At 60.8% G+C, this 23,323-nt stretch carries 21 protein-coding genes and 1 tRNA gene; 1 reads left to right on the top strand and 21 read right to left on the bottom strand.

All coding sequences use genetic code 11. The annotated features are described in order from the left end of the window. Window positions 1-80: 80 nt before the first annotated feature. From HX790_RS18035 to HX790_RS17985, 11 genes are all read right to left on the bottom strand, one after another. The gene (locus tag HX790_RS18035) at window positions 81-503 is read right to left on the bottom strand and encodes a RidA family protein (protein WP_017138711.1); all 423 of its coding nucleotides are present in this window, start codon (window positions 501-503) and stop codon (window positions 81-83) included. An 11-nt stretch (window positions 504-514) separates the two neighbouring features. Next, window positions 515-2,098: an FAD-dependent oxidoreductase gene (locus tag HX790_RS18030; RefSeq protein WP_170040388.1), complete on the bottom strand. Its 1,584-nt coding sequence runs from the start codon at window positions 2,096-2,098 to the stop codon at window positions 515-517. A gap of 10 nt (window positions 2,099-2,108) precedes the next feature. Continuing rightward, window positions 2,109-3,032, bottom strand: coding sequence for an ABC transporter substrate-binding protein (locus HX790_RS18025; protein WP_176991861.1), 924 nt, complete (start codon window positions 3,030-3,032; stop codon window positions 2,109-2,111). Window positions 3,033-3,050: 18 nt separating this feature from the next. After that, on the bottom strand, window positions 3,051-3,824 hold the full coding sequence (locus HX790_RS18020) for an amino acid ABC transporter ATP-binding protein (RefSeq protein ID WP_017138708.1): 774 nt from the start codon (window positions 3,822-3,824) through the stop codon (window positions 3,051-3,053). Further along, entirely contained in the window at window positions 3,817-4,782 is a 966-nt protein-coding gene (locus HX790_RS18015) for an amino acid ABC transporter permease (protein ID WP_017138707.1), read from the bottom strand. The genes HX790_RS18020 and HX790_RS18015 overlap by 8 nt, the downstream gene beginning before the upstream one ends. 25 nt (window positions 4,783-4,807) lie before the next feature. After that, complete coding sequence (locus tag HX790_RS18010; RefSeq protein ID WP_176991860.1) at window positions 4,808-7,201, bottom strand: TonB-dependent siderophore receptor; 2,394 nt, start codon at window positions 7,199-7,201, stop codon at window positions 4,808-4,810. Window positions 7,202-7,695: 494 nt separating this feature from the next. Continuing rightward, window positions 7,696-8,487: a Fe(3+) dicitrate ABC transporter ATP-binding protein FecE gene (fecE, locus tag HX790_RS18005; protein ID WP_176991859.1), complete on the bottom strand. Its 792-nt coding sequence runs from the start codon at window positions 8,485-8,487 to the stop codon at window positions 7,696-7,698. A gap of 4 nt (window positions 8,488-8,491) precedes the next feature. Then, window positions 8,492-9,460 carry an iron chelate uptake ABC transporter family permease subunit gene (locus HX790_RS18000; protein ID WP_138450896.1) on the bottom strand — a complete coding sequence of 323 codons (969 nt, stop codon included), beginning with the start codon at window positions 9,458-9,460 and terminating at the stop codon, window positions 8,492-8,494. Continuing rightward, complete coding sequence (gene fecC / locus HX790_RS17995) at window positions 9,457-10,446, bottom strand: iron-dicitrate ABC transporter permease FecC (protein ID WP_169988569.1); 990 nt, start codon at window positions 10,444-10,446, stop codon at window positions 9,457-9,459. Before fecC ends, HX790_RS18000 begins: the two co-directional genes overlap by 4 nt. A gap of 2 nt (window positions 10,447-10,448) precedes the next feature. Next, on the bottom strand, window positions 10,449-11,363 hold the full coding sequence (locus HX790_RS17990) for a Fe(3+) dicitrate ABC transporter substrate-binding protein FecB (RefSeq protein ID WP_370589443.1): 915 nt from the start codon (window positions 11,361-11,363) through the stop codon (window positions 10,449-10,451). A 282-nt stretch (window positions 11,364-11,645) separates the two neighbouring features. Continuing rightward, window positions 11,646-14,051: a TonB-dependent receptor gene (locus HX790_RS17985; RefSeq protein WP_176991858.1), complete on the bottom strand. Its 2,406-nt coding sequence runs from the start codon at window positions 14,049-14,051 to the stop codon at window positions 11,646-11,648. A 167-nt stretch (window positions 14,052-14,218) separates the two neighbouring features. Here HX790_RS17985 and HX790_RS17980 point away from each other — a divergent pair, with 167 nt between their 5' ends. Then, window positions 14,219-14,848, top strand: a complete 630-nt coding sequence (locus HX790_RS17980; protein WP_099549939.1) for a CatB-related O-acetyltransferase — start codon at window positions 14,219-14,221, stop codon at window positions 14,846-14,848. A gap of 5 nt (window positions 14,849-14,853) precedes the next feature. Here the strand turns inward: HX790_RS17980 and HX790_RS17975 are convergent, their stop codons facing one another. The 10 genes from HX790_RS17975 to thrS form a co-directional block, all read right to left on the bottom strand. Then, on the bottom strand, window positions 14,854-15,495 hold the full coding sequence (locus tag HX790_RS17975) for a glycoside hydrolase family 25 protein (RefSeq protein ID WP_099549938.1): 642 nt from the start codon (window positions 15,493-15,495) through the stop codon (window positions 14,854-14,856). A 212-nt stretch (window positions 15,496-15,707) separates the two neighbouring features. Then, a tRNA-Pro gene (locus HX790_RS17970) sits at window positions 15,708-15,784 on the bottom strand. Between the two features lie 90 nt (window positions 15,785-15,874). After that, the gene (locus tag HX790_RS17965; protein WP_003174972.1) at window positions 15,875-16,231 is read right to left on the bottom strand and encodes a MerR family transcriptional regulator; all 357 of its coding nucleotides are present in this window, start codon (window positions 16,229-16,231) and stop codon (window positions 15,875-15,877) included. Continuing rightward, complete coding sequence (ihfA, locus tag HX790_RS17960; protein ID WP_002553164.1) at window positions 16,212-16,514, bottom strand: integration host factor subunit alpha; 303 nt, start codon at window positions 16,512-16,514, stop codon at window positions 16,212-16,214. Before ihfA ends, HX790_RS17965 begins: the two co-directional genes overlap by 20 nt. A gap of 3 nt (window positions 16,515-16,517) precedes the next feature. Beyond that, window positions 16,518-18,896: a phenylalanine--tRNA ligase subunit beta gene (pheT, locus tag HX790_RS17955; protein ID WP_176991857.1), complete on the bottom strand. Its 2,379-nt coding sequence runs from the start codon at window positions 18,894-18,896 to the stop codon at window positions 16,518-16,520. 26 nt (window positions 18,897-18,922) lie between these two features. Continuing rightward, window positions 18,923-19,939, bottom strand: coding sequence for a phenylalanine--tRNA ligase subunit alpha (gene pheS / locus HX790_RS17950; RefSeq protein WP_034117607.1), 1,017 nt, complete (start codon window positions 19,937-19,939; stop codon window positions 18,923-18,925). Between the two features lie 109 nt (window positions 19,940-20,048). After that, entirely contained in the window at window positions 20,049-20,405 is a 357-nt protein-coding gene (rplT, locus tag HX790_RS17945) for a 50S ribosomal protein L20 (protein ID WP_003174975.1), read from the bottom strand. A 27-nt stretch (window positions 20,406-20,432) separates the two neighbouring features. Further along, a complete protein-coding gene (rpmI, locus tag HX790_RS17940; protein WP_002553160.1) occupies window positions 20,433-20,627 on the bottom strand; it encodes a 50S ribosomal protein L35 in 195 nt (64 codons plus the stop codon). 59 nt (window positions 20,628-20,686) lie between these two features. Further along, complete coding sequence (infC, locus tag HX790_RS17935) at window positions 20,687-21,238, bottom strand: translation initiation factor IF-3 (protein ID WP_015884933.1); 552 nt, start codon at window positions 21,236-21,238, stop codon at window positions 20,687-20,689. Then, a complete protein-coding gene (thrS, locus tag HX790_RS17930; RefSeq protein WP_176991856.1) occupies window positions 21,238-23,160 on the bottom strand; it encodes a threonine--tRNA ligase in 1,923 nt (640 codons plus the stop codon). The genes infC and thrS overlap by 1 nt, the downstream gene beginning before the upstream one ends. Window positions 23,161-23,323: the final 163 nt, after the last annotated feature.

Here is a 23,323-nt window from a genome sequence, read left to right as displayed (position 1 = left end):
CGCGCCCCAACGCAGGGCAAGCCTGCTCGCCACAACAAGCCACAGCAAGCAAGCTATCCACAACAGCGCATTCAATAGAGTCAGGCCGTTCTGGCCGCAATCGCCTCCACTTCCACCAGCGCCCCTGGCAACGGCAATGCCACCACCTGCAACGCCGTGCGCGCAGGCTTGTTCGGCTGCTCTGGCGTGGCGAAGAACTGCGTGTAACCACGCTGCAACCCGGCAAAGTCGAGCTTGCCGTCGGTCTCTTCGGCCCCCACCAGAAACACGCGCAATTGCACGATATCGCCCAGGTCCAGGTCTTGCTGCTGGAGGATCTTGCGCAGCTTGTTGAACACCGACACCGTCTGCACTTCGGTGTTGCCGTAAACCCCGGGCACGTTAGGGTCGGCCAGGTCGGGCAAGGTGCCGCTGACGAAAATCAGGCTGGCCGAGGCCGGTACGGTGACGGTTTGCGAGATGGGAAAATCGCCGACGCTGGTGCGTTGAATGCTGTCGCTCATGGTGATGCTCCTCAGGAGGCGGCGAGTGCCGCAATCTGTTGTTGTTGGGTAACGCGCTCGGCCAGCTGCGCGACCACATGCCGTGCCGAGTTGGCTGCCGACTCCTGCCAGATGCCCACACCGCTTTGCACCAGGCCGTCGCCGGCGAAGTACACGCGGCCGTGGGCCTGTTCCAGCAAGGCACTGGCGTCGGCCGGGAAGTGTTCGCGTTGCAGCCATGGGCCTTCGCTGTAGGGGATCTGTTCCCAGGACACCGCCAGCGGGTGGCGCAGGTGTTTTGAATAACCCGGATGCAGCAGTTCCACGGCTTCTTTGGACGTGGCGTACTGCTGGTCGAATGGCTTGGCACCAAATACGTCGGCGCCCTCCCCGGTCACGTAACCGGCCACCAGCAAACCGTCGCGGGTGTTGAGGTCGTTGCTGGGGTACCACAGCAGGCGCGCCGGGTGTTCGATCCACGACAAGCCGCCGTAGGTGCGATAGTCGGTTTCCCAGAAGCGCGGCGATTGCCACGCCACTTTGGTCGCCTGATCACTGCGGGTGCTGAGCAAGGCGGCTTTGACCCGGTCGCTGAAGTCGGTGTCGAGTTTGGCCAACAGCGGCAACGGCAAGGTCGAGACCAGGTAATCGGCGCGCACCACCTGTTCGCGGCCGCTGAGCTGGTCGTGGTAGGTCACCGCCACGCCGTCTTCAAGCTGGCGGATCTGCCGCACCTGGGCGCCGAGTTGCACGTGCTCGCGCACGCGCTGGTAGAAGGCGTCGGTGATGCGGTCCATGCCGCCGACAGGTTGGAACATGGTGGCGGAAAATTCCGGGAATTCGGTGTGCAATAACGCCCCCCACAACTCCGGATGCAGCAGCCGGTCCAGCGCCAGCGGGCTACGGCTGGCGGGCAGCGCGCCGGGGTGGGCAGGCGACTCCAGGTGACCGGAGCGCAAGCTGCCTTCAAAGGCCAGTTCCTGCGACAGATCGCCATACACCTGCAAAAACGCCAGCAAGCGCGTGCGCTCTTCACTGCTCAACACATCATCGAGGGCATCGCGCTGCACGGCTTTGGCCAGCAAGCCGGACAAATGCCCGCGCGTGTCATTGATCGCCTGGCCGACGGTGAACGCCGGCTGTTGCAGGTCGGGCCGCACCTGGGCGCCGTGGCTGCTGTTGACCAGTACTTCCAACGGCACACCCAGCTCGCTGCAATAGTCGAGAAGCGTGCGGTGCTGGCTCGGAATCCTGGCGGGACCGGCGTTGAAATACAGGCCGTTATCAAACGCTACGGTTTGCGTGCGGCCGTCCTTGTAGTCCACGCGGTCGCCATTGCGCAGGGTCCAGGTGCGCCCGCCCACGCGGTTGCGGGCCTCCAGTATTTGCACGCTGAACCCGGCGCGGCTGAGTTCCAGGGCCGTCACCAACCCGGCAATCCCGGCGCCCAGCACCAGCACACGAGTGCCCTGCCCCAGGCCCGCGTTGAGTTTCAGCGGTTGCGGGCGGCGATGTGACGACGGCCCCAAACCCAATACCGCCAATGCATCCTTGACGGCCTTTTCGCCGCCTACAGCAGCGATGCTCGACAGCGCTTCACGGCGTGTCAGTCCCATGTCGATGCTCCTAGTCCGGCAGGCCCGGTGGGTTGATCAGCGACGTGTCGACACGCTCGATGTCCAGACCCCAGCGTTGCAGCACCTGTTCGTATTGGCCGCCGGCGATCGCGCCTTCCAGGGCGGTGTGAATCGGTTGGACCAGGCCGTTGTCCTTGCGTGTGGTCACGGCAATATCTGCCTTCAACGGCCAGCCGCCGTTCACCGTGCCCACCCGCTTGATGCCACCGGTGACCGCCGCCGAATAGGCATACACCGAGTTAGGCCCGAACAGCGCATCGCTGCGACCCGATTGCACCGCCAGTTGCGCGGCGGCCTGGTCGTCGATGTATTGCAGGAGCGCAGGCTCGATACCGGCCTTTTCATTGGCCTCGTTCCAGGCCAGCAAGACCTTTTCCTGGTTGGTGCCGGAGCCGACGATAATCTTCAGCCCGGCAATGTCGGCGGCCTGTTTGATCTCGGTGATTTTGTTGGTGCTCTTGACGTAAAAGCCGAGCACATCCTGGCGATAGGTGGCGAAGTCAAAACGCTTCTTGCGCGCCTCGGTCACGGTGACGTTGCTGATCACCGCGTCGTACTTGCCGGAGCTGACGCCCAGCGGCCAATCCTCCCAACTGGTCTGCACCACATTGAGTTGCAGGCCGAGGCTGTCGGCCACCAACTGCGCGGTGTCGGCTTCGCTGCCAATGGTGGTCTTGTCGTCATTGGCCAACAGCGCCAGCGGCGGCCCGGCAACGCCGGACACCGCCACGGTGAATTTGCCAGGCTGGGCGAACTTGAAACCCGGCGGGATCTGCGCAATCGCTGCTTCATTGCGCGGCACATGGATGCGCACACGGTCGGGGCTGAAATCCACCTGTTGCACGGCGAACGCGGTTTGCGCAGCACCGACGGCAAGCGTCAGCAAGGCCACGCGGGCAGTATTGATGAACATGGGCAGTCACTCCTTGAACTAAAGCACCTTGCCCAGAAAGGCCACGGTGCGGGGATGTCGGGGTTGGCGAAACATCTGTTCGGGCGGGCCTTCTTCGATCAGTTGACCGTCACACAGGAACACCACGTGGTCGGCCACTTCGCGGGCAAACCCGATTTCGTGGGTGACGATCACCAGGGTCACACCCAGTTGGGTCAGGCCTTTGATCACGTCGAGCACTTCGCCCACCAGCTCCGGGTCGAGGGCTGAGGTGGGTTCATCGAACAGCAGCACTTTGGGATCCAGCGCCAGGGCGCGGGCGATAGCCACGCGCTGTTGCTGGCCGCCGGAGAGCTGCCGTGGGTAGGCATCGACTTTGTCGGCCAGGCCGACCTTGGCCAGCAGCTCGCAGGCCTTGGCCTGCGCCCCGGCCTTGCTCCAGCGCTTGTGCGCCAGCGGTGCCTCGGCGACGTTTTCCCAGGCGGTGAGGTGCGGGAACAGGTTGAAGTTCTGGAACACAAAACCCACGTCGATGCGGCGCTTGAGAATCTCGCGTTCTTTCAATTCGTAGAGCAGGTCACCCTTGCGCCGATAGCCGACGTATTCACCGTCGATGGTGATGTGCCCGCTGTCGATTTTTTCCAGGTGGTTGATGGTGCGCAGCAAGGTGGATTTGCCCGAGCCGGACGGCCCGAGAATCACCGTGACCTTGCCTGGGTCGATGGTCAGGTCGATGTCTTTCAACACCTGCTGGTTGCCAAAGCGCTTGCCCACGCCCTGGATCTGAATGCGCCCGGCGCGTGCTTCAGCCATGGGTTTTCTCCTTGAGCCAGCCGCGCAGGCGTTGCAGCGGTGTGGGCGGCAGTACCCGCGCCGTACCACGCGCAAAGTGGCGCTCGACGTAGTACTGGGCGCTGGTCAGCACCGTGGTGATGATCAGGTACCACACGGTCGCCACCACCAGCAGCGGGATCACCGCCTGGGTGCGGTTGTAGATGACCTGCACGGTGTAGAACAGCTCCGGCAAGGCCAGCACGTAGACGATGGACGTGCCCTTGACCAGGCCGATGATTTCGTTGAAACCCGACGGCAAAATCGAGCGCAGCGCCTGGGGCAGGATGATGCGAAAAATCCGTCGCGAAGCCGGCAAACCGAGGGCCGCCGCCGCTTCATGCTGGCCGGCATCCACGCCAATCAAACCGCCACGAATGATCTCCGCCGCATAGGCTGCCTGCATCAAGCTCAGGCCCAACACCGCCACGGTGAATTGGCTGAGCACATCCACGGTCGACCACTCGGCGAACACCACGCGGGTGAACGGCACGCCGAGCACGATGTGGTCATACAGGTAGGCAAAGTTGTAGAGGATGATCAGCACCAGCAGCGCCGGCATCGAGCGGAAAAACCAGATATAGCCCCAGGCCAACGCCGCCAGCAATGGCGAGCCCGACAGCCGTGCCAGCGCCAATGCAGTGCCGAAGAGGATGCTGAACACGGTACTGAGCAGCGTCAGCAGCAGCGTCTGGCCGAGGCCGCGCAGCACCGAGGCAGAAAAGAACCACTGGCCGAACACGCCCCACTCCCAACGCGGGTTGGTGGCCAGTGAATGCACGATAGCGAGCAGCACCAGCGCAGCGAAGATAGACCCGGCCCAGCGCCACGGGTGGCGGGCGGGAACCACTTGCAGGGCCTTGATGGGCGTTGCAACGCGGCGCTGGCGAACCGGGCTGACGTCTTCGATCAGGTCATAGGATTTGGCGACAATGGGCATGTTCTATTCCTCGCGGGTTGCGGCCTTAGAAGGCGTAAGTCAGCCGGGTGTAGTAGTACCCGCCGGTAAAACCGTAGGGCGAATAAGTGCCGTAGCTGGCGAGCATGGTGCTGCTCGGCACGCCTTGTTTCTTGGGGTAAAGGTCGAACAGGTTCTTGGCGCCGACGGCGATGTTGAGGGCTTTGGTGAGGTTGTAGCCAAGGTCGAGGTCGGTGATCCAGCGGGCGTTGTAAACCCGGTCCAGGTCGCGATTGGCCGAGGAATTGACCTCTTTGTAGGCGCCGTAGCGGGTCAGGGCCAGGTTGAGGTTGAAGCGGTCGATGCTCCAGTCGCCGCCGAGGATGAGCTTGGTCTTGGGCTGCACATCGGTGATCAGGCCACGGGCCTGGCGGTCCATCAGGTCATAGGGCGTGCCGAGGATATCGGTGGACGCCTTGTAGTTGAGGATCTTGGTCTGGTTCCAGTTGAACGCGGCGGTCCACTTCAAGGCGCCGAACTGGCCGAGGTCCTGGTTGTAGTTGCTGACCAGATCCACGCCCTTGGTGCGGGTGTCGGCGCCGTTGATAAAGTACTGGCCGCCGGAGGTGGAGTTGATGCCGTTGCTTTGCAGTACCTGGGTGACTTCGGGGCCGAGCAAGGTGCCGGTCAGGGTGATGCGGTCGCGCAGGTTGATCACGTAGGCGTCGGCGGTGAAGTTCAGGCGGTCGGTGGGCGTAAGGGTGAAACCCAGGCTGAAGTTGGTCGAGCGCTCGGGCTTCAACTCTTGGGCGCCGAGGGCCTTGGCCGCCGCCGAACCCACCGGCAATACCCCGTAGTTGATCGACTGATACACACCGTCGACCACGCCATAAGTGGTGGAGCGCGCGCTGAACAGGCTGTTGGCCAGGGACGGCGCGCGGAAGCCATTGCTGACGGTGGCGCGCACGGCAAATTGCGGGGTGAAATCGTAGCGTGTGGTCAGCTTGCCGCTGCGGGTGGCGCCGACGCCTTCGTTGTAATGCTCGTAGCGAAAGGCCGTGCCGATGTACCAGTCCGGCAGCGGGTTGAAGCCCACATCGACATAACTGGCGAGACTGTTGCGCGAGGCGCTGCTTTCTTCATCCGGCGAAATACCGTTGGTGACCTGCGCCCCGGATGACGCGCAGTTGCCGGGCGCCACGCAGTAGCCGCCATTGGCATAAGACGCGTAGTCACCCGCCTGCACCTCATAGGTGTCGCGCCGATGTTCGAAGCCGTAGGACAGGTCCAACGGTTTTTGCAGGCCGACATCAAAGCCACGCTTGAAGTCGAGGTTGGTGGTCAGCTCGGTGGAAATCCAGGTGCCAGAAGTGAAGCTGTTGGGCGTGTACTCGCCCAGCGACGGGTTCTGGTTGTGGGTGGTGCCCTGTTCCGCCTCGTTGCGCCCGTAGGTGGTGGACAAATCCCAGTCCCACGCGCCAACGGTGCCTTTGCCGCCGAACGCGGCCTGGAAATCGTCCTCGTCGATGTACCAGGTCGGCGTGTACCCGGCCGGGTAGCCATTCGGCCCGGTGGTGATGGTATTGGTGATGGTCGGCAGGCGGTAGTTCTGCCCCTGCTCGGCCTTGCGCCGCGAGTAGGTGGTGAAGGAATACAGGCTGAGGCTGTCATCAATCGGCAGCTCGGCGTTGTAGCCCAGGGTCAGCAGGTTGGTCTTGGGCGTGCCGTAACCGCCGTAGGTCGATCTGCCGGCCTGGTTGTAGGCTTGCTCATAGGTGTAGCCGTTGGCGCTGGCTTTGTTGTCGTCATTCTGGCTGCGGGCATCCAGGGCCAATTGCACGACGCCGCCGTTGCCGATTTCAAAACCCTTGTTGAGGCTTTGTTGCACGGTTTGCTTCTTACCGTCGTAGCCCTGACCGACGTTGGTGACGGCGGTGCCGCTGGTATCAGCCTTGAGGATCACATTGATGACCCCGGCGATGGCATCCGAGCCGTACTGGGCGGCGGCGCCGTCGCGCAGCACTTCCACATGGTCGATGGCACTGATGGGGATCAAATCCAGGTCAGCCGGCGCCGCACCGGTGTTGATGCCATTGATGTTCAGCGTGGCGCTGGTGTGGCGACGTTTGCCGTTGACCAGCACCAGCACTTCGGCGGCGCTCAAGCCCCGCAGGTTGGGCGCACGGGCAATGCCGCTGGCGTCCCAGCCGGTTTTTTCCGGCAGGGTCAGCGACGGGATCACCGCGCTCAAGGCTTCCATCAAGCCAGGCTTACCGGTGCTTTGCAGTTGCTTGGCGCTGACCACATCGATCGGCACCGGGCTGCTGGTGACGGTGCGCTGCTCGGCGCCACGGTTGCCGGTGACCACCACGGTGGACAGGGTGCTGTCGTCCTGGGCGGATGCAGTGCCGGCCAACAGGACCAGCGTGAGTGCGGCGGTGGGGGGTAAAACTTGCTTCATGGCCACTCCAGACGTTCCGAATCGCGAAGTCGGGCACTCGCGCGGGCGGGCGCGGTGCTCGTTTTTCAGGGTGCAGCTGCGATGGGAACTAGGTGTGGAGCGAGCGAGGGTTTTGAATCGGCAACATACGTTGAACTCCCTTCCAACGATTCTGCCGCGGGGTCTTTACCCGGTTATGGCGCGCAGAATCTGAATCACGCTGGGTACCATCCGAGGTCAGGGGTAGGCTGTTGCGATCAAACATAACGGAATGGATTTTAAAAATATAATGCTATTTGGGCATAAGCTAATATTCTCTACTTTCATTATTAGCGAATAACTTTATTCATATAAATAATGTTTTTTACTGATCGTTCCCACGCTCCGCGTGGGAATGCCTCATGGGACGCTCCGCGTCCCGCCCTGCAACCGGCAACCTTGTGACGCGGAGCGTCACGGGCTGCATTCCCACGCGGAGCGTGGGAACGAGCATTAGTGCGTGAGAGCGAACAGGGTCAGGCGTGGGTGCGGGTGCTTTTTTCCACCAGGCACATTGGCGTGCCGGCAACCGGCTCCTGCAGGATCTGCACCTGCACGTCGAACACCTGGCGCATCAGCTCAGCACTGATCACTTGGGCGGGCGGGCCGTCAGCCACCAGCTTGCCGGCGTGCATCACCGCCAGGTGATCGGCGTAGCGGCAGGCCTGGTTGATGTCGTGCAGTACGGTGATAACGGTTTTGCCCTCGGCGGCCAGTTCGCCCATCAGGTCGAGCAGTTCCACCTGATGGCTGATGTCGAGGTAAGTGGTGGGTTCGTCGAGCAACACCACTGGCGCATTCTGTGCCAGCACCATGGCCAGCCAGGCGCGCTGGCGCTGGCCGCCGGACAAATCCGCCAACGCGCGGTCGCCCAGGCTGTCCAGCTCCAGGCGCTGCATGGCCTGGGTCACCTGGGCTTGATCGTTGCCGCTCAGGCGCCCCCACAACGAGTTATGCGGGCTGCGGCCGTAGGCGACCAACTGGCGCACGCTGACACCTTCCGGCACCGGCAATACCTGCGGTAAAAATGCGATCTGCCGCGCCAGTTGCCGAGCGGACAAGCTGGCGTAGGCGTGGCCATCCAGGGTCAACTCGCCCTGGGTCGGCTTGAGGATGCGCGCAAACGCCTTGAGCAAGGTGGACTTGCCGCAGCCGTTGGGGCCGATCAGCGCGGTGACGCGACCTGTCGGCGGTGCGAACGAAAGGCCCTGCACGATACGCGTGGCGCCGTAGCCGATATCGAGTTGGTGGGCCTGCAAAATACTCATGTCATCAACCCTTGAACCGTGCCAGCAACCAAAGAAAATACGGCGCACCAATCACCGCCGTAAGCACGCCCGCCGGGATTTCGCTGGGCGCGATCAACGTGCGTCCAAGCGTGTCGGCCAGCACCAGCAATAACGCGCCAATCAGCATCGCAGCCGGCAGCAGGTACTGGTGATGCCCACCCACCAGACGCCGCGCCATGTGCGGTGCGACCAGGCCGATAAAACCAATCGGCCCGATCACGCCGACACCCAGGCTGGTGAGCACCACCGCGCAGGCCATCGCCCACCAGCGGGTACGGCCAAGCGCAGTGCCCAGGCTGTGGGCGGCCTCATCGCCAAGCGCGATGAGGTTCAGGGGTTTAGCCAGGCACAGGCCCAACGGGATCAACAGCAGAAACGGCAACACCAGCGCCACATGGTGCCAATTACGGCTCCACAAACTGCCCGTCAGCGCGAGCAACGCGGTGTTGATATCCAACGGATGGGACAGGATCAAAAACTCGGTGACGCTGGACAAGGTCACCGCAATCGCCACCCCCGACAGCGCAAAACGCACCCCGGAAAAACTCACGCCGGTGTTGTACAGCGCCAGCAGCAAGGCCCCACCGGCGCCGCCCAGGCAGGCCACCAGTGGCAGCCAGGCAATCGGCAGGTGTGGCCAGCTGATGATCGCCACGGTCAGCGCCAGCCCGGCACCTTGGGTCACGCCGAGAATTTCCGGCGAGGCCAGCGGGTTGCGGATCACGCCCTGCACAATCGCGCCGGCCAGGCCGAAGGCGCAGCCAGCCAGAATGGCGATCAGGCTGCGTGGCAGGCGGTGGTTCCACACTTCAAAATCGAGGGCGTCGTGGGCCAGCAGGCGCTCCAGCACGGTGGCAGGTTTGAGCCACACCGTACCGGCGCTGAGGCTCGCCAGCAACGCCACCAGCAGCAAGCCCAGCAGCAGCCATAAACGTAAGCGTGGCCGAATCATAGGGTGCGCCTGGCAAGAAACAGGAAGAACGGTGCGCCGATCAACGCAGTGACCACGCCCGCCGGGGTTTCCACTGGAAAGGCCACCGCGCGACTGAGCAAGTCGGCGCCCAGCACGATCACCGCGCCCAACGCCGCGCTGAGCGGGATCAGCCAGCGGTAGTCGTTACCGAGAAACTGGCGAATGATATTCGGCGCGATCAGCCCGACAAAGCCAATGGGGCCGACCGCGCACACGCTGGCGCCCACCAACAGCAAGCTGGCGACAAACACCTGCAAGCGCAGGCTGGCGATACCGACGCCCAACGAGCGCGCGGCGTCTTCGCCGAGGTTGATCAGGTTCAGCCGCGGCGCACACCACAGCGCCCACACGCCGCCGATCAGCGTGCATGGCCAGAGCAGTTGCACCTGGGCCGCACCCACATTGGCCAGCGACCCGGCCAGCCAGTTCAGCACGCTTTGGGCCTGGGCCTCGACCAGAATCACCGTGAGCCGGGTCAAGGCCGCGCACAACGCAGCAACCGCCACACCGGCCAACACCAGCCGACCTTGCGCGGTGTTCGGCGACCACGCGCCGCCGAGGCTGAACACCGTGACCCAGGCCAGCGCGCCGCCCAGGCAGGTCATCAACAGGGCGCCACCGGCAAAGGGCGGCGCGACCAAACCGGTGGAAAACAAGGCCAATCCCAATGCCGCGCCAGCCGTCACGCCGAACAACGACGGCGATGCCAGGCGGTTGCGGGTGATGCCTTGCATCAATGCACCGGCCAGGCCCAGGCAGGCACCGACCAACGCCGCGCACAACGCTCGGGGCACGCGCAGCTGCGCCACGATATAGGCCATATTGCCGCCCACGCTGCCCTGGTGAATCAGGCCGTTCCAGGCATCCGTCGCGGTGATAGTGAACGGCGACCAGCTGTACAGCGAGTACCAGAACAACACGGCACCCAGCAGCACAATGCCTGCCGCCGCGAAACTGCGCTGCACGGTTATTGGCTCAATACGGCTTTGCCGCCCTTGAGTATCGCCAGGGTGTCTTCAGCGATTTGCTCCGACGCCAATACACCTCGGTTACGCGCCCAACTGTCGCCATCGACCTCGGCCACCTGATGATTACGCACCGCGCCGAGCACTTGCCACAACGGCTGCTTGCTCCAGGTGTCGACGATACTTGGGCGACGATAGTGACCAACCAGCAACCAGCCAGGGTCAAGCGCGAGCAATTGTTCCAGGCTGACAAATTCAGTCGGCGCAGCCTTGGCACGTACCAAAGGCACTTTCAGGCCGATGGCTTGCAGCACGCTGCCGGCGTAGGAGTCAGGCCCGTGTACGGAAAAGCTGTCTTCACGGGCAACCCCGAACAACACGCTGGCACCCGCCGGAATCTGCTTGGCAATGGCCTGCAAGTGTTCACGGTTCTGGGCGATGCGCGCGTGCATCTGCGCGCTTTTGCCCAGGGCCGTGCCGATCAGTTCGGCGGATTTAAGGCTGCCTTCGTAATCTTCTCCACGTGATGGCAGCAACAAGGTCGGCGCGATGCTCGCCAAGTCGCTGTACAACGCCTGATGACGATTGAGGTCGGCGACGATCAAGTCCGGCTTGAGCCGGGCGATTTCTTCGATGCTCGGTTGCGAACGCAAGCCCACGGACTTCCATTGGCCGATGGCCTGGCGCACACGCGGCAAGACGCGGTTGGCATCGCCATCGTCCGCAGCGCCGACCGGCGTAACGTCGACGGCGGCGAGACTGTCGAGAAATGAGAACTCCAGCACCACCACGCGCTTGGGCGCATCCGGCAGGTGCACCGCGTGCTGGCCATCATTAAGGTCGATAGGCGCGGCGTTCAACACGCTGGAAGACAACGCCAGGAGGCAGGCGGCAAGGGTCGGGATGGAGCGCAACATTCGCATGACAAAGACCTCGGCGTTAAAACACCCCGGCTGGACGGGCCGGGGAAAACGGCGGGTACTATTCCATATTGAGGCGATGCAATCAAAAAACATTCTTATTAACGCGGCACGTCCGTGGTGTGGGCTGGCTTATGTGGTCAGGGCTGTGTGGGAGCTGGCTTGTGTGGGAGCTGGCTTGCCTGCGATAGCATCGACCGGGTCTTACTGACAGACCGAGGTGCCTGTATCGCAGGCAAGCCAGCTCCCACATTGGCCCTCCCCTCATGATCGTTGCGTTTAGAAGTCGACGGTGGCCGACAGCAAATAGGTACGCGGCGTGGACAGGGTCAGGCCCGGCTCACTGTCATCCGAAGCACCGGCCGAGCTCCAATAGCGTTTATCAGCGACGTTCTCGACATTCGCCCGCAAGGTGATGTGCTTATCGTCGACCTTGAAGGCATAGCGCGCACCGACGTCAAGGCGTGTCCACGCGTCGATCTCCTTGACGTTGGACTGGTCCAGGTACTGCGAGCTGGAATAGATACCCCGGCTGGTCAGGGTCAGGCCTTCCACCGTCGGCACATCCCATTCGGCGCCCAGGTTGACGTTGTACTTGGGCGTGGCCGGGGCGCGGTTGCCGTCGAAAGTACCGTTGGTGGTGTGGGTCAGTTCGCTGTCGATGTACATCACGCCGCCCAGCAAGCGCACGCCCTTGAGCGGCTCGCCGAACACGCTCAGTTCCACGCCGTCGTTCTGGCGTTTGCCATTGGGCCCGAACACCCGCGTAGTGGCGTTGGTTTCGTAGGCCGGTTGCTTGATACGGAACACCGCCGCCGTCACGGCAAACGCGCCGGCGTCGTATTTGGCACCCACTTCAACCTGACGGCTGACAAACGGCGGGAAAATTTCATCTTCGTTGATCGAGGTCGACGGCGCGATTTTGCCTTGGCTCAAGCCTTCCATGTAGTTGGCGTACAGCGACAGTTTGTCGGTGGCTTTAAACAGGATGCCGCCGGAGGGCGAGACTTTTTCCTCATCGTAGGCCGTAGCGCCTTTGACGTTGTCGGTCCAGTCGTCGACCTTGACCCGCTGCCAGCGCGCGCCGAGGGTCAGCAATAAACGCTCGTCGAAAAAGCCCAGGGTATCGGACAGCGCCACGCCACTGAAGCGGTTCTCGGTGTAGACCTTGGAATCCAGGCGTGTTGGCCGTGAAGGGGTTGGGGTTTCTACCGGGTTGTACAGGTTGCTCGGCGCCGCCGCGTAACGGGCGCCGCCGTTTTCAAAGTCCATATAGAAGTAGCTGGCCGCCAGGTTGATCTCATGGCTGACCGGCCCGGTATGCAACCAACTGCGCACCCCGGCGGTGGCGGTGCGCACGTTTTCATCGCGGGTGAAATCCCGTGGCAATACGCTGAAATCCCCGGCGTTGTTGGTGACGGACACCGCGTGACGCAAGAAGTCGTGGTTGCTTTTACGCGCGCCGACGCCGCCATACAGCATCACGCTGTCACTGAGGTCGAACTCGCCGTTAACCGTGCCGAAGGTGTCATCGGTACGGGCTTTGCTCCAGGGCTGTGCGTAGTTATGCCGTACGTCATTGGCACTCGGCACCCGGGCATTGGCGCCGACTTGTACACGTTCTTGCGGCGCATCGGTGTCGCGCTCGGTGTGGCCGATATCCGTGGAAAGGCGCAGGCGCTCACCGCGAAAATCCAGGCCCAGCACCGCCATTTCACGGTCGACGCTCTGGTGATCCCATTCGGTATCGCCGGACTGCTTCACGCCATTGAAACGGATGCCGAACTTGTTGTCCTCACCAAAGCGCCGCCCCACGTCCACCGCGCCACCGGCCTGGCTGCCGGACGCCCAGGTGCCGGTCAGCGAGGTAATGTCCTTGTCGGTAGCGCGCTTGGGCACCACGTTGATCCCGCCGCCCACGCTGCCGCGCGGCGAGATGCCGTTGATCAACTGGCTCGGGCCTTTGAGGATGTCGACGCGCTCGGCCATTTCCATGTCGATGGTGTACGTCGGCAGTACGCCATAGAGGCCGTTGTAAGCCACATCACTGTTGAACAGGCTGAACCCGCGAATGGTGAACTGCTCGTAGCGCCCGCCCGCCGGGTTGGTGGCGCGCACCGAAGGGTCGCTGGCGACCAGATCGCCGAGGGTACGCGCCTGCTGGTTCTTCACCGCCTCGGCGGTATAGGTGGTCATGCTGAACGGGGTTTCCATAAAGTCCCGTGAGCCGAGCAGGCCTTGCGAGCCACGCCGCGCCACCTGGCCACCGGCATAGGTATCGCCATCGGCCAACCCAGTGGTACCGACGATGGACGTGGGTGCCAGTTGCAGGCTGCCGCTTTCCGGCACCGGCATCAGCCTGTAGGCCTGCGTGCCCATCGGTTGCAACTGCAGGCCCGAGCCCGTCAGCAACTGCGCAAAGCCCTCCTCCACGCCGTATTCACCCGACAAGCCGGCGCTGCTGCGACCGCTGACCAGCGCCGGGTCCACCGACAGGTTGACCCCGGCGAGCCCGGCGAAGCGGGTCAATGCGGCGCTCAGGCTACCGGCCGGCACCTGGTAACTGCGGCGGGCGGTGCTGTCTTCGGCATAGCTGAGCGGGACGAATAACGGGCTGGCACTGAGGCTCAGCATCAGGCTCAGGTTCAGCAACGGGCGCAAGCGCATGGGTCGGACTGCGGGCATGGGGAGAAGCTCTCGATTTTGTTCACTTGCCTGGAATGACAGGCGAGGCGCAAAAAAGGGACAGGGGTTGGCGATTTTTTTCAGCAGATAAAGCCTTCGTCTTGCATAGAGGGCAACCATTGCTCACGATGTCGCCTGATTTCAATCTCTGCATAAAGGCTCACCGCATGAAGTTATTGCGTAAATGGCGCGAAAAAAAAGCGCGCAAGGCAATACGCGCGCTCTCCCCGCTGGAGCGCTCTACGCAAAAACTGCGCAACCGCTATCCAAACTACAGCTTTGGCATAGGCACCTACGGCGACTTGAAGGTGCACGACTGGCATGAAGGCACGACCCTGCGTGTCGGCGCCTACACCTCGATTGCCGGCAATGTGGAAGTGTATTTGGGCGGCCATCATCGCACCGACTGGCTCAGTTGCTACCCCTTCCCCGCCAAGATGAAAAGCCTCGCGCACATTACCGACTTTGGTGGCAGCAAAGGCGACGTGATCATTGGCAATGATTGCTGGATCAGCTCCCACGCGAAAATTCTGTCGGGCGTGACCATCGGCAATGGCGCAGTCGTGGCTGCGGGCGCGATTGTGACCAAGGATGTGGCGCCTTACGCCATCGTCGGCGGCAACCCGGCCAAACATATCCGCTGGCGTTTTGATGAACCGACTCGGCTGATCCTTGAGCAATCCGGCTGGTGGGACTGGCCGGAGGCGGAGGTGCGTGATGTGGCGCATTTGCTGTGCAGTACGGATATCGGGCCGTTTGTGGAGTACCTCAGCCAGCGCGGGCGTTCGGCTGGCTGAAGCCTTCAGCGCTTGATCCAATCCAAATCCACGGCACCTTGAATGCCATCGACCTGGCCTTTGCTGCTGTGCTGCCACCAGTGCCAGCGCTTGCCGTGGCTACGCCAGGTTTCGGGCACCGTCGGCTGCTTGGCATCCCAGTGGGCGATCCACAACGGGCACCGGCTGAAATCGTACTTGCGCCACGCCACACGGTCAGCCCAGATGCTGGGTGACGTGTAGATGTAGGGATGGGCGCCATCGAGCACCTGCGTGCTGAGCAGCATTACCAGTTCGTACAAGGCATCGGCCATCTGATCCGGGCTCGCCGTTTCGTTGCGCGAGGTTTCTACATCAATGGCCAGGATGTGCTTCCCGACCTCGAAGTTGGCCTCGCAGAGCCGCTGCCGAATATTGGCCAGTTGTTCGCCGGGGGTACTGCTCAGTGCACGAAAGTAGTGGTAAACCCCCGCAGTCAAACCGTGGGCCAGCATCCCGGCAAAGTTTGTTGCAAACCGAGGGTCAGTGTAGGTGCCCCCTTCGGTCATCTTCACAATGGCATGGGTGACACCGGCTGACGCGACGCGGCGCCAGTCGATCTCGCCTTGCCAGCGCGATACATCAATGCCACGAGCATGGGTGGTAGGGGTTTGCTGTTCACAACTCATGAGTTTCTCCAAGACGCTGGGTGCTTTATGCAACCTTTCATCTCGGATACTTTCATTCTAAAGCGCCGAAAAACCGTATAAGAGTACTGCCTGCTTAGGGATGCGCTTGGGTATGGCAGACGGTACAAGGGTGAAAAATTGGGGCGTTCCCCAAAAAACGCGCACATGAAAAAGCCCAACCTTTTCAGATTGGGCTAAGTCATTGAAAAATATGGTCGGGACGGAGTGATTCGAACACTCGACCCCTAGCACCCCATGCTAGTGCGCTACCGGACTGCGCTACGCCCCGACTAGGCGTGTTACTGGGTTTGCTTCGTAACGAAGCGATCCGGAATATACCGCAAGCTTTTGAAATGTGGAAGTATTTTAAAAGCTTGTATCACTTCTTCAACACCACCAGCACATCTTCGAGTTCGGAGATCATCTGGCGGATCAGTTGTTTGTATTGGGTGGTGTCGTCTTTAGCTTCATCACCGGACATACGCTGGCGCGCGCCGCTGATGGTGAACCCCTGGTCGTACAGCAACGCACGGATCTGTCGGATCATCAGCACGTCCTGGCGCTGATAATACCGACGGTTCCCGGTGCGTTTGACGGGGTTGAGTTGAGGAAACTCCTGCTCCCAATAGCGCAGCACGTGCGGTTTGACCGCACAGAGCTCGCTGACTTCACCGATGGTGAAGTAGCGTTTGCCTGGGATGACGGGTAGTTCGTCGTTATGACTTGGTTCCAGCATAAGCCTCAACTCGGGCCTTCAACTTCTGCCCTGGACGAAAGGTGACCACACGGCGAGCCGTGATCGGGATTTCTTCTCCCGTTTTTGGATTGCGGCCAGGCCGCTGGCGTTTGTCCCGCAGGTCAAAATTGCCGAAACCGGACAATTTGACCTGTTCGTTGTCTTCCAGAGCGTGCCGAATTTCTTCAAAGAACAGCTCGACCAATTCCTTGGCTTCGCGTTTGTTCAGACCCAACTCTTCGTACAGACGTTCCGCCATCTCAGCTTTCGTCAAAGCCCCCATACGTCACTTCCTTAACGTGGCGTTCAACCTTTGTTCGAGCGAGGTGAGGATATTTTGTGTCGTGGTATTCACCTCATCGTCATTAAGAGTGCGCGATGGATGCTGCCAGGTCAAGCCAACTGCAAGGCTTTTTCTATGCGGATCAATGCCTTTACCCTGATAGACGTCAAATAGCCTGAGGTCTGTCAGCCATTCCCCTGCATTTTCACGGATTACGTCCAGAACGGCAGTGGCGGCCACTTCACGGTCGGCGATCAGCGCGAGGTCACGACGCACTTCAGGGAAGCGCGACAACTCGCTGAATTTAGGCATCTTGCCCGACGCCACTTCAGCCAGGACCAGCTCAAAAACAAAGACCGGACGGTCCAGGCCCAATGTTTTCGACAGCTCAGGGTGGATAGCACCGACAAAACCCACCAAACGCCCTTCGCGCTCGATACGTGCAGTCTGGCCCGGGTGCAATGCCGGGTGGCTACCAGGCACAAACGTGAAATCATCCAGTGCACCGGCAAAGCCCAGCACCGCTTCCACATCGGCTTTAACGTCGAAGAAGTCCACGCCATCGCGGCCCTGTGCCCAGCCTTCTGGCAGGCGGCTACCGCAGACAACACCCGCCAGCATCGGCTCTTGCTTGAGGCCGTCGAGTTGACCGACAAAACGCAGGCCGCTTTCGAACATGCGCACGCGGTCCTGCTGACGGTTCAAGTTGTGGGACAGTGCCTTAACCAGACCCGGCCACAGCGACGAGCGCATGGCGGCCATGTCATTGGAGATCGGGTTGGCCAACAGCAACGGCTCAACACCTGGGTTGAACAGCTCAAACTGCTTTGGATCGATGAAGCTATAAGTCACCGCTTCCTGGTAGCCACGGGCAACCAGCAGGCGACGCAACTCTGGCAGGTGCGCACGCGCCTCGGCCTTGGGTTGCGGTGCCAGACGCGCTTGCGGGTAACGAACCGGCAGGCGGTTGTAGCCGTACAGGCGGGCCAGTTCTTCGATCAGGTCAACTTCCAGGCTGATATCGAAACGGTGGCTTGGCACTTCAACGTGCCACTGCCCTTCCCCACCGGCGGAAATACCCAGGCCGAGTGCGGACAGCAGTTGCTCGATCTGCGCAGGTTCAATCACCAGGCCAAGCATTTGCTCGACGCTTTTGGCGCGCAGGGTGATCGGTGCAATCGACGGCAGGAACTGCTCGTTGACGGTTTCAGTGATCGGGCCGGCTTCGCCGCCAGTGATTTCCAGCAGCAGGCCAGTGGCGCGCTCCATGGCTTCACGGGCCAGTTTCCAGTCCACGCCACGCTCGTAGCGGTGCGACGCATCGGTGTGCAGGCCGTAGGAACGGGCCTTGCCAGCGATGGCGATCTGGTCGAAGAATGCGCTCTCAAGGAAAATATCGCGGGTGGTTTCGGACACGCCGCTGTGCTCGCCACCCATCACGCCGGCAATCGCCAGGGCGCGGGAATGGTCGGCAATGACCAGGGTGTCGGCGCGCAGGCTGACTTCCTGGCCGTCGAGCAATACCAGCTTCTCGCCTTCTTCGGCCATGCGCACACGGATGCCGCCATTGATTTCGGCAAGATCGAAGGCGTGCAGCGGTTGGCCCAGCTCCAGCATCACGTAGTTGGTGATGTCCACGGCGGCATCGATGCTGCGCACGTCGGCGCGACGCAGGCGCTCAACCATCCACAGCGGGGTTGGCTTGGACAGGTCGACGTTGCGGATCACACGACCCAGGTAACGTGGGCAGGCGTTTGGCGCCAGTACGTCGACAGGGCGCACTTCGTCGTGGACTGCAGCGACTGCGGCCACCACCGGGCGGGTGACCGGGGCGTTGTACAGCGCGCCCACTTCACGGGCCAGACCGGCGAGGGACAGGCAGTCACCCCGGTTCGGGGTCAGGTCGACCTCGATGCTGGCGTCTTCCAGTTCCAGGTAAACGCGAATGTCCTGACCCACTGGCGCATCGGCCGGCAGTTCCATCAGGCCATCGTTGCCCTCGCCGACTTGCAGCTCGGCCTGGGAACACAGCATGCCGTTGGACTCAACGCCACGCAGCTTGGCTTTCTTGATCTTGAAGTCGCCCGGCAGTTCGGCGCCGATCATGGCAAACGGAATCTTCAGGCCCGGGCGCACGTTTGGCGCTCCGCACACGACCTGAAAGGTTTCCACGCCATTGCTGACCTGGCACACACGCAGCTTGTCGGCATCGGGGTGCTGCTCGGTGCTCAGCACCTCGCCCACCACCACGCCGGTGAAAACACCGGCGGCCGGCGTTACGCTATCGACCTCAAGGCCGGCCATCGACAGACGAGCAACCAGCTCGTCGCGATCTACCTGCGGGCTTACCCAGCCACGCAGCCATTGTTCACTGAATTTCATCCTGCTCTCCTAAAGATTCGTTACGACTAGCGAAATTGCGCGAGGAACCGCAAGTCGTTGTCGAAGAACAGACGCAAGTCGTTCACGCCGTAACGCAGCATGGCCAGGCGCTCAACGCCCATGCCGAAGGCAAAGCCCGAGAACTCTTCCGGGTCGATCCCGGACATGCGCAGCACGTTAGGGTGAACCATGCCGCAGCCCATCACTTCCAGCCAGCCGGTCTGCTTGCAGACGCGGCAGCCTTTGCCGCTGCACATCACGCATTCCATGTCGACTTCAGCGGATGGCTCGGTGAACGGGAAGAACGATGGACGGAAACGCACCGCCAGCTCTTTCTCGAAGAACACCCGCAGGAACTCTTCGATGGTGCCTTTGAGGTCGGCGAAATTGATGTCGCGATCGACCAGCAGGCCTTCGACCTGGTGGAACATCGGCGAGTGGGTGATATCAGAGTCGCTGCGGTACACACGGCCTGGGCAGACGATGCGGATCGGCGGCTTGTTCGCTTCCATGGTGCGGACCTGTACCGGCGAGGTATGGGTGCGCAACAGCATGTTCGCGTTGAAATAGAAGGTGTCGTGCATCGACCGGGCCGGGTGATGGCCTGGGATGTTGAGCGCCTCGAAGTTGTGATAGTCGTCTTCGACCTCGGGGCCTTCGGCAATGCCGTAACCGATATGGGTGAAGAACTGCTCGATACGTTCCAGAGTCCGGGTGATCGGATGCAGACCGCCCGAGGCCTGGCCACGACCAGGCAAGGTGACGTCAATGGACTCGGCGGCGAGCTTGGCCGCAAGATCGGCCTCCTCGAGCGACGCCTTGCGCGCATTGAGCACCTCGGTGACACGCTCCTTGGCGACGTTGATCAGCGCGCCGACTTGCGGACGCTCTTCAGCCGGCAAATTCCCCAGGGTCTTCATCACCTGAGTCAATTCACCTTTTTTGCCAAGGTAGTGAACCCGGATTTGCTCCAGGGCATTTACATCTTCAGCGCTATGCACAGCCTCAAGAGCTTGGGCAACGAGCGCATCCAGGTTTTCCATGTACAGACTCCAGATACAAAATAGGGGAAGAGCTTGAAGGCTCTTCCCCTATTTATGACGTTTACCACCTTGGGCTACAGGAGCAGCCCAAGGTGACTGTCGGGGGTACTTAAGCCAAGGTGGCTTTAGCTTTCTCGACAATCGCAGCAAACACCGCTTTTTCGTTCACGGCCAGTTCAGCCAGAACCTTACGGTCGATTTCGATGGACGCTTTTTTCAGGCCAGCGATGAAACGGCTGTAGGACAGACCGTTAACACGTGCACCAGCATTGATACGAGCGATCCACAGAGCGCGGAACTGACGTTTTTTCTGACGACGGTCGCGGTAGGCGTATTGGCCTGCCTTGATTACCGCTTGCTTGGCAACACGGAATACGCGTGAACGCGCGCCGTAGTAGCCTTTAGCAAGTTTCAGAATTTTTTTGTGACGCTTACGGGCAATGACGCCACGCTTTACACGAGCCATGAGTTATTCCTCTATTCTTGACTAAAATTAACGAAGGCGCAGCATGCGCTCGACTTTTGCCACGTCAGACGGATGCAGCAAGCTGCTACCGCGCAGTTGACGCTTACGCTTGGTCGACATTTTGGTCAGAATGTGGCTCTTGAAAGCGTGCTTGTGCTTGATACCGTTAGCAGTTTTCAGAAACCGCTTAGCAGCACCACTTTTAGTTTTCATCTTTGGCATGTTCGGTACTCCGCATTCAGTTGATAAACATAATCAGAAGGCCTGCCGTGCCCTGTTGATTACTTCTTCTTTTTCGGGGCGATGACCATAATAAGCTGGCGTCCTTCCATCTTAGGATGCTGTTCGACCGAACCGTACTCGAGCAAGTCAGCTTCAACCCGCTTGAGGAGTTCCATCCCCAGCTCCTGGTGGGCCATCTCACGGCCGCGGAATCGCAAGGATACCTTGGCCCTGTCCCCATCACTCAGGAAACGTACCAGGTTGCGCAGTTTTACCTGGTAATCCCCTTCCTCCGTCCCTGGACGAAACTTGATTTCTTTTACTTGAATCTGCTTCTGGTTCTTCTTCGCTGCGGCAACCTGTTTCTTCTTCTCGAAGATCGATTTGCCGTAGTCCATCACCCGACAAACAGGTGGGATTGCATCGGCGGAGATTTCCACCAGGTCCAATTTGGACTCTTCAGCAATACGAAGCGCTTCATCAATCGAGACGATGCCAATCTGCTCGCCGTCAGCGCCAATTAACCGAACCTCGCGTGCCGAGATATTCTCGTTGATCGGGGCTTTCGGTGCAGCTCGTTTATCTTGTCTCATTTCACGCTTAATAATAATTACTCCGAATCTGGGCGACCACGCCGGGAAACCGCTTGCGCGAGGAACTCAGCGAACTGGGCGACGGGCATCGAGCCCAGGTCAGCACCTTCACGAGTACGCACAGCGACAGTCTGCATCTCGACTTCCCGATCTCCGATAACCAAAAGATAGGGAACCTTGAGCAAAGTATGCTCGCGGATTTTAAAGCCGATCTTTTCATTTCTCAAGTCGGACTTGGCACGAAATCCGCTTTCGTTGAGAGTTTTTTCAACTTCAGCGGCAAAATCGGCCTGTTTATCAGTGATATTCATGATCACTGCCTGGGTCGGAGCCAGCCACGCAGGGAATGCACCCTCGTAGTGCTCGATCAGGATACCGACGAACCGTTCGAACGAGCCGAGGATCGCCCGGTGCAGCATAACCGGGTGCTTGCGGCTGTTATCTTCGGAGACGTATTCGGCTCCCAAACGGATCGGCAGGTTAAAATCGAGCTGCAGGGTACCACACTGCCAGACGCGACCAAGGCAATCTTTCAGCGAGAACTCGATCTTCGGACCGTAGAAGGCGCCCTCACCCGGCTGCAGATCGTACGCAAGGCCCGCGCTATCTAGCGCAGCGGCCAGTGCAGATTCAGCGCGATCCCACAGTTCGTCGGAACCAACACGTTTTTCCGGACGAGTGGACAGTTTCATTTCGACTTCGGTGAAACCGAAATCGCGATAAACATCCATGGTCAGCTTGATGAACGCGGCGGATTCAGCCTGCATCTGCTCTTCGGTGCAGAAGATGTGAGCGTCGTCCTGGGTGAAGCCACGCACACGCATGATGCCGTGCAGCGCACCCGACGGTTCGTTACGGTGGCAGGCACCAAACTCGGCCAGGCGCATCGGCAACTCGCGGTAGCTCTTCAGGCCCTGGTTGAACACCTGCACGTGGCATGGGCAGTTCATTGGCTTGATGGCGTAGTCGCGGTTTTCCGACTGCGTAGTGAACATGTTGTCGGCGTAGTTGGCCCAGTGCCCGGATTTCTCCCACAGGCTGCGGTCAACAACCTGAGGCGTCTTGATCTCCAGGTAGCCGTTGTCACGCTGAACCTTGCGCATGTACTGCTCGAGCACCTGGTACAGGGTCCAGCCGTTCGGGTGCCAGAACACCATGCCCGGCGCTTCTTCCTGGAGGTGAAACAGGTTCAGGCGCTTGCCGATTTTGCGGTGGTCGCGCTTTTCAGCTTCTTCGATGCGCTGGATGTAGGCCGCCAGTTGCTTCTTGTCAGCCCAGGCCGTGCCGTAGATCCGCTGCAATTGTTCGTTCTTCGCATCACCGCGCCAGTAGGCACCGGACAGCTTGGTCAGCTTGAACGACTTGAGGAAGCGTGTGTTCGGCACGTGCGGACCACGGCACATGTCGACATATTCTTCGTGGTAATACAGGCCCATGGCCTGTTCGTCCGGCATGTCTTCCACCAGACGCAGCTTGTAGTCTTCGCCACGGGCGGTGAACACGTCGATCACTTCGGCGCGCGGCGTGACCTTCTTGATTACGTCGTAATCTTTTTCGATCAGCGCGTGCATGCGCGCTTCGATAGCGGCCAGGTCGTCCGGAGTGAAAGGACGCTCATAGGCGATATCGTAGTAAAAGCCTTCGTCAATGACCGGGCCGATCACCATTTTTGCCGTTGGGTACAGCTGCTTGACCGCATGGCCAATCAGGTGCGCGCAAGAGTGGCGAATGATCTCCAGCCCCTCTTGATCCTTGGGCGTGATGATTTGCAGGCTGACATCACCAGTGATCAGGTCGCTGGCGTCAACCAGCTTGCCGTCGACCTTGCCGGCCACGGTGGCCTTGGCAAGACCTGCACCAATGGATGCGGCGACCTCGGCTACGGAAACCGAATGATCGAATGAACGTTGACTGCCGTCGGGAAGAGTAATAGTTGGCATGGCGCCTCCTCTCCTAGTGGTGACCCCTACCAAAGGTCACGTGGGTTGGGATGAGCCAGTACAAGATCCAACACCAGGCCGTTCAATGATGAACGCCTGCCTTACAGCGGCAGGAGCCTTTCGGCCAACCGATAATCGAACCAGAGTGACTGGAGTGAACTCA

It is taken from the genome of Pseudomonas sp. IPO3747, from assembly GCF_013385245.1.
In the GTDB taxonomy this organism is placed as follows: domain Bacteria; phylum Pseudomonadota; class Gammaproteobacteria; order Pseudomonadales; family Pseudomonadaceae; genus Aquipseudomonas; species Aquipseudomonas edaphica.
Note: the sequence above shows the minus strand (reverse complement) of the source record. Positions and strands in the feature narration are given on the sequence as shown.

Coding starts and splice junctions, on each gene's coding strand:
- HX790_RS18020 (WP_017138708.1), bottom strand. CDS start 3,824: ATGGCTGAAGCACGCGCCGGGCGCATTCAGATCCAGGGCGTGGGCAAG.
- thrS (WP_176991856.1), bottom strand. CDS start 23,160: ATGCCAACTATTACTCTTCCCGACGGCAGTCAACGTTCATTCGATCAT.
- rpmI (WP_002553160.1), bottom strand. CDS start 20,627: ATGCCAAAGATGAAAACTAAAAGTGGTGCTGCTAAGCGGTTTCTGAAA.
- HX790_RS17975 (WP_099549938.1), bottom strand. CDS start 15,495: ATGAGTTGTGAACAGCAAACCCCTACCACCCATGCTCGTGGCATTGAT.
- pheT (WP_176991857.1), bottom strand. CDS start 18,896: ATGAAATTCAGTGAACAATGGCTGCGTGGCTGGGTAAGCCCGCAGGTA.
- HX790_RS18010 (WP_176991860.1), bottom strand. CDS start 7,201: ATGAAGCAAGTTTTACCCCCCACCGCCGCACTCACGCTGGTCCTGTTG.
- fecE (WP_176991859.1), bottom strand. CDS start 8,487: ATGAGTATTTTGCAGGCCCACCAACTCGATATCGGCTACGGCGCCACG.
- HX790_RS18015 (WP_017138707.1), bottom strand. CDS start 4,782: ATGCCCATTGTCGCCAAATCCTATGACCTGATCGAAGACGTCAGCCCG.
- HX790_RS17980 (WP_099549939.1), top strand. CDS start 14,219: ATGAAGTTATTGCGTAAATGGCGCGAAAAAAAAGCGCGCAAGGCAATA.
- pheS (WP_034117607.1), bottom strand. CDS start 19,939: ATGGAAAACCTGGATGCGCTCGTTGCCCAAGCTCTTGAGGCTGTGCAT.
- rplT (WP_003174975.1), bottom strand. CDS start 20,405: ATGGCTCGTGTAAAGCGTGGCGTCATTGCCCGTAAGCGTCACAAAAAA.
- HX790_RS18025 (WP_176991861.1), bottom strand. CDS start 3,032: ATGTTCATCAATACTGCCCGCGTGGCCTTGCTGACGCTTGCCGTCGGT.
- HX790_RS18030 (WP_170040388.1), bottom strand. CDS start 2,098: ATGGGACTGACACGCCGTGAAGCGCTGTCGAGCATCGCTGCTGTAGGC.
- HX790_RS18035 (WP_017138711.1), bottom strand. CDS start 503: ATGAGCGACAGCATTCAACGCACCAGCGTCGGCGATTTTCCCATCTCG.
- HX790_RS17965 (WP_003174972.1), bottom strand. CDS start 16,231: ATGCTGGAACCAAGTCATAACGACGAACTACCCGTCATCCCAGGCAAA.
- ihfA (WP_002553164.1), bottom strand. CDS start 16,514: ATGGGGGCTTTGACGAAAGCTGAGATGGCGGAACGTCTGTACGAAGAG.
- HX790_RS17990 (WP_370589443.1), bottom strand. CDS start 11,363: ATGTTGCGCTCCATCCCGACCCTTGCCGCCTGCCTCCTGGCGTTGTCT.
- HX790_RS17985 (WP_176991858.1), bottom strand. CDS start 14,051: ATGCCCGCAGTCCGACCCATGCGCTTGCGCCCGTTGCTGAACCTGAGC.
- HX790_RS18000 (WP_138450896.1), bottom strand. CDS start 9,460: ATGATTCGGCCACGCTTACGTTTATGGCTGCTGCTGGGCTTGCTGCTG.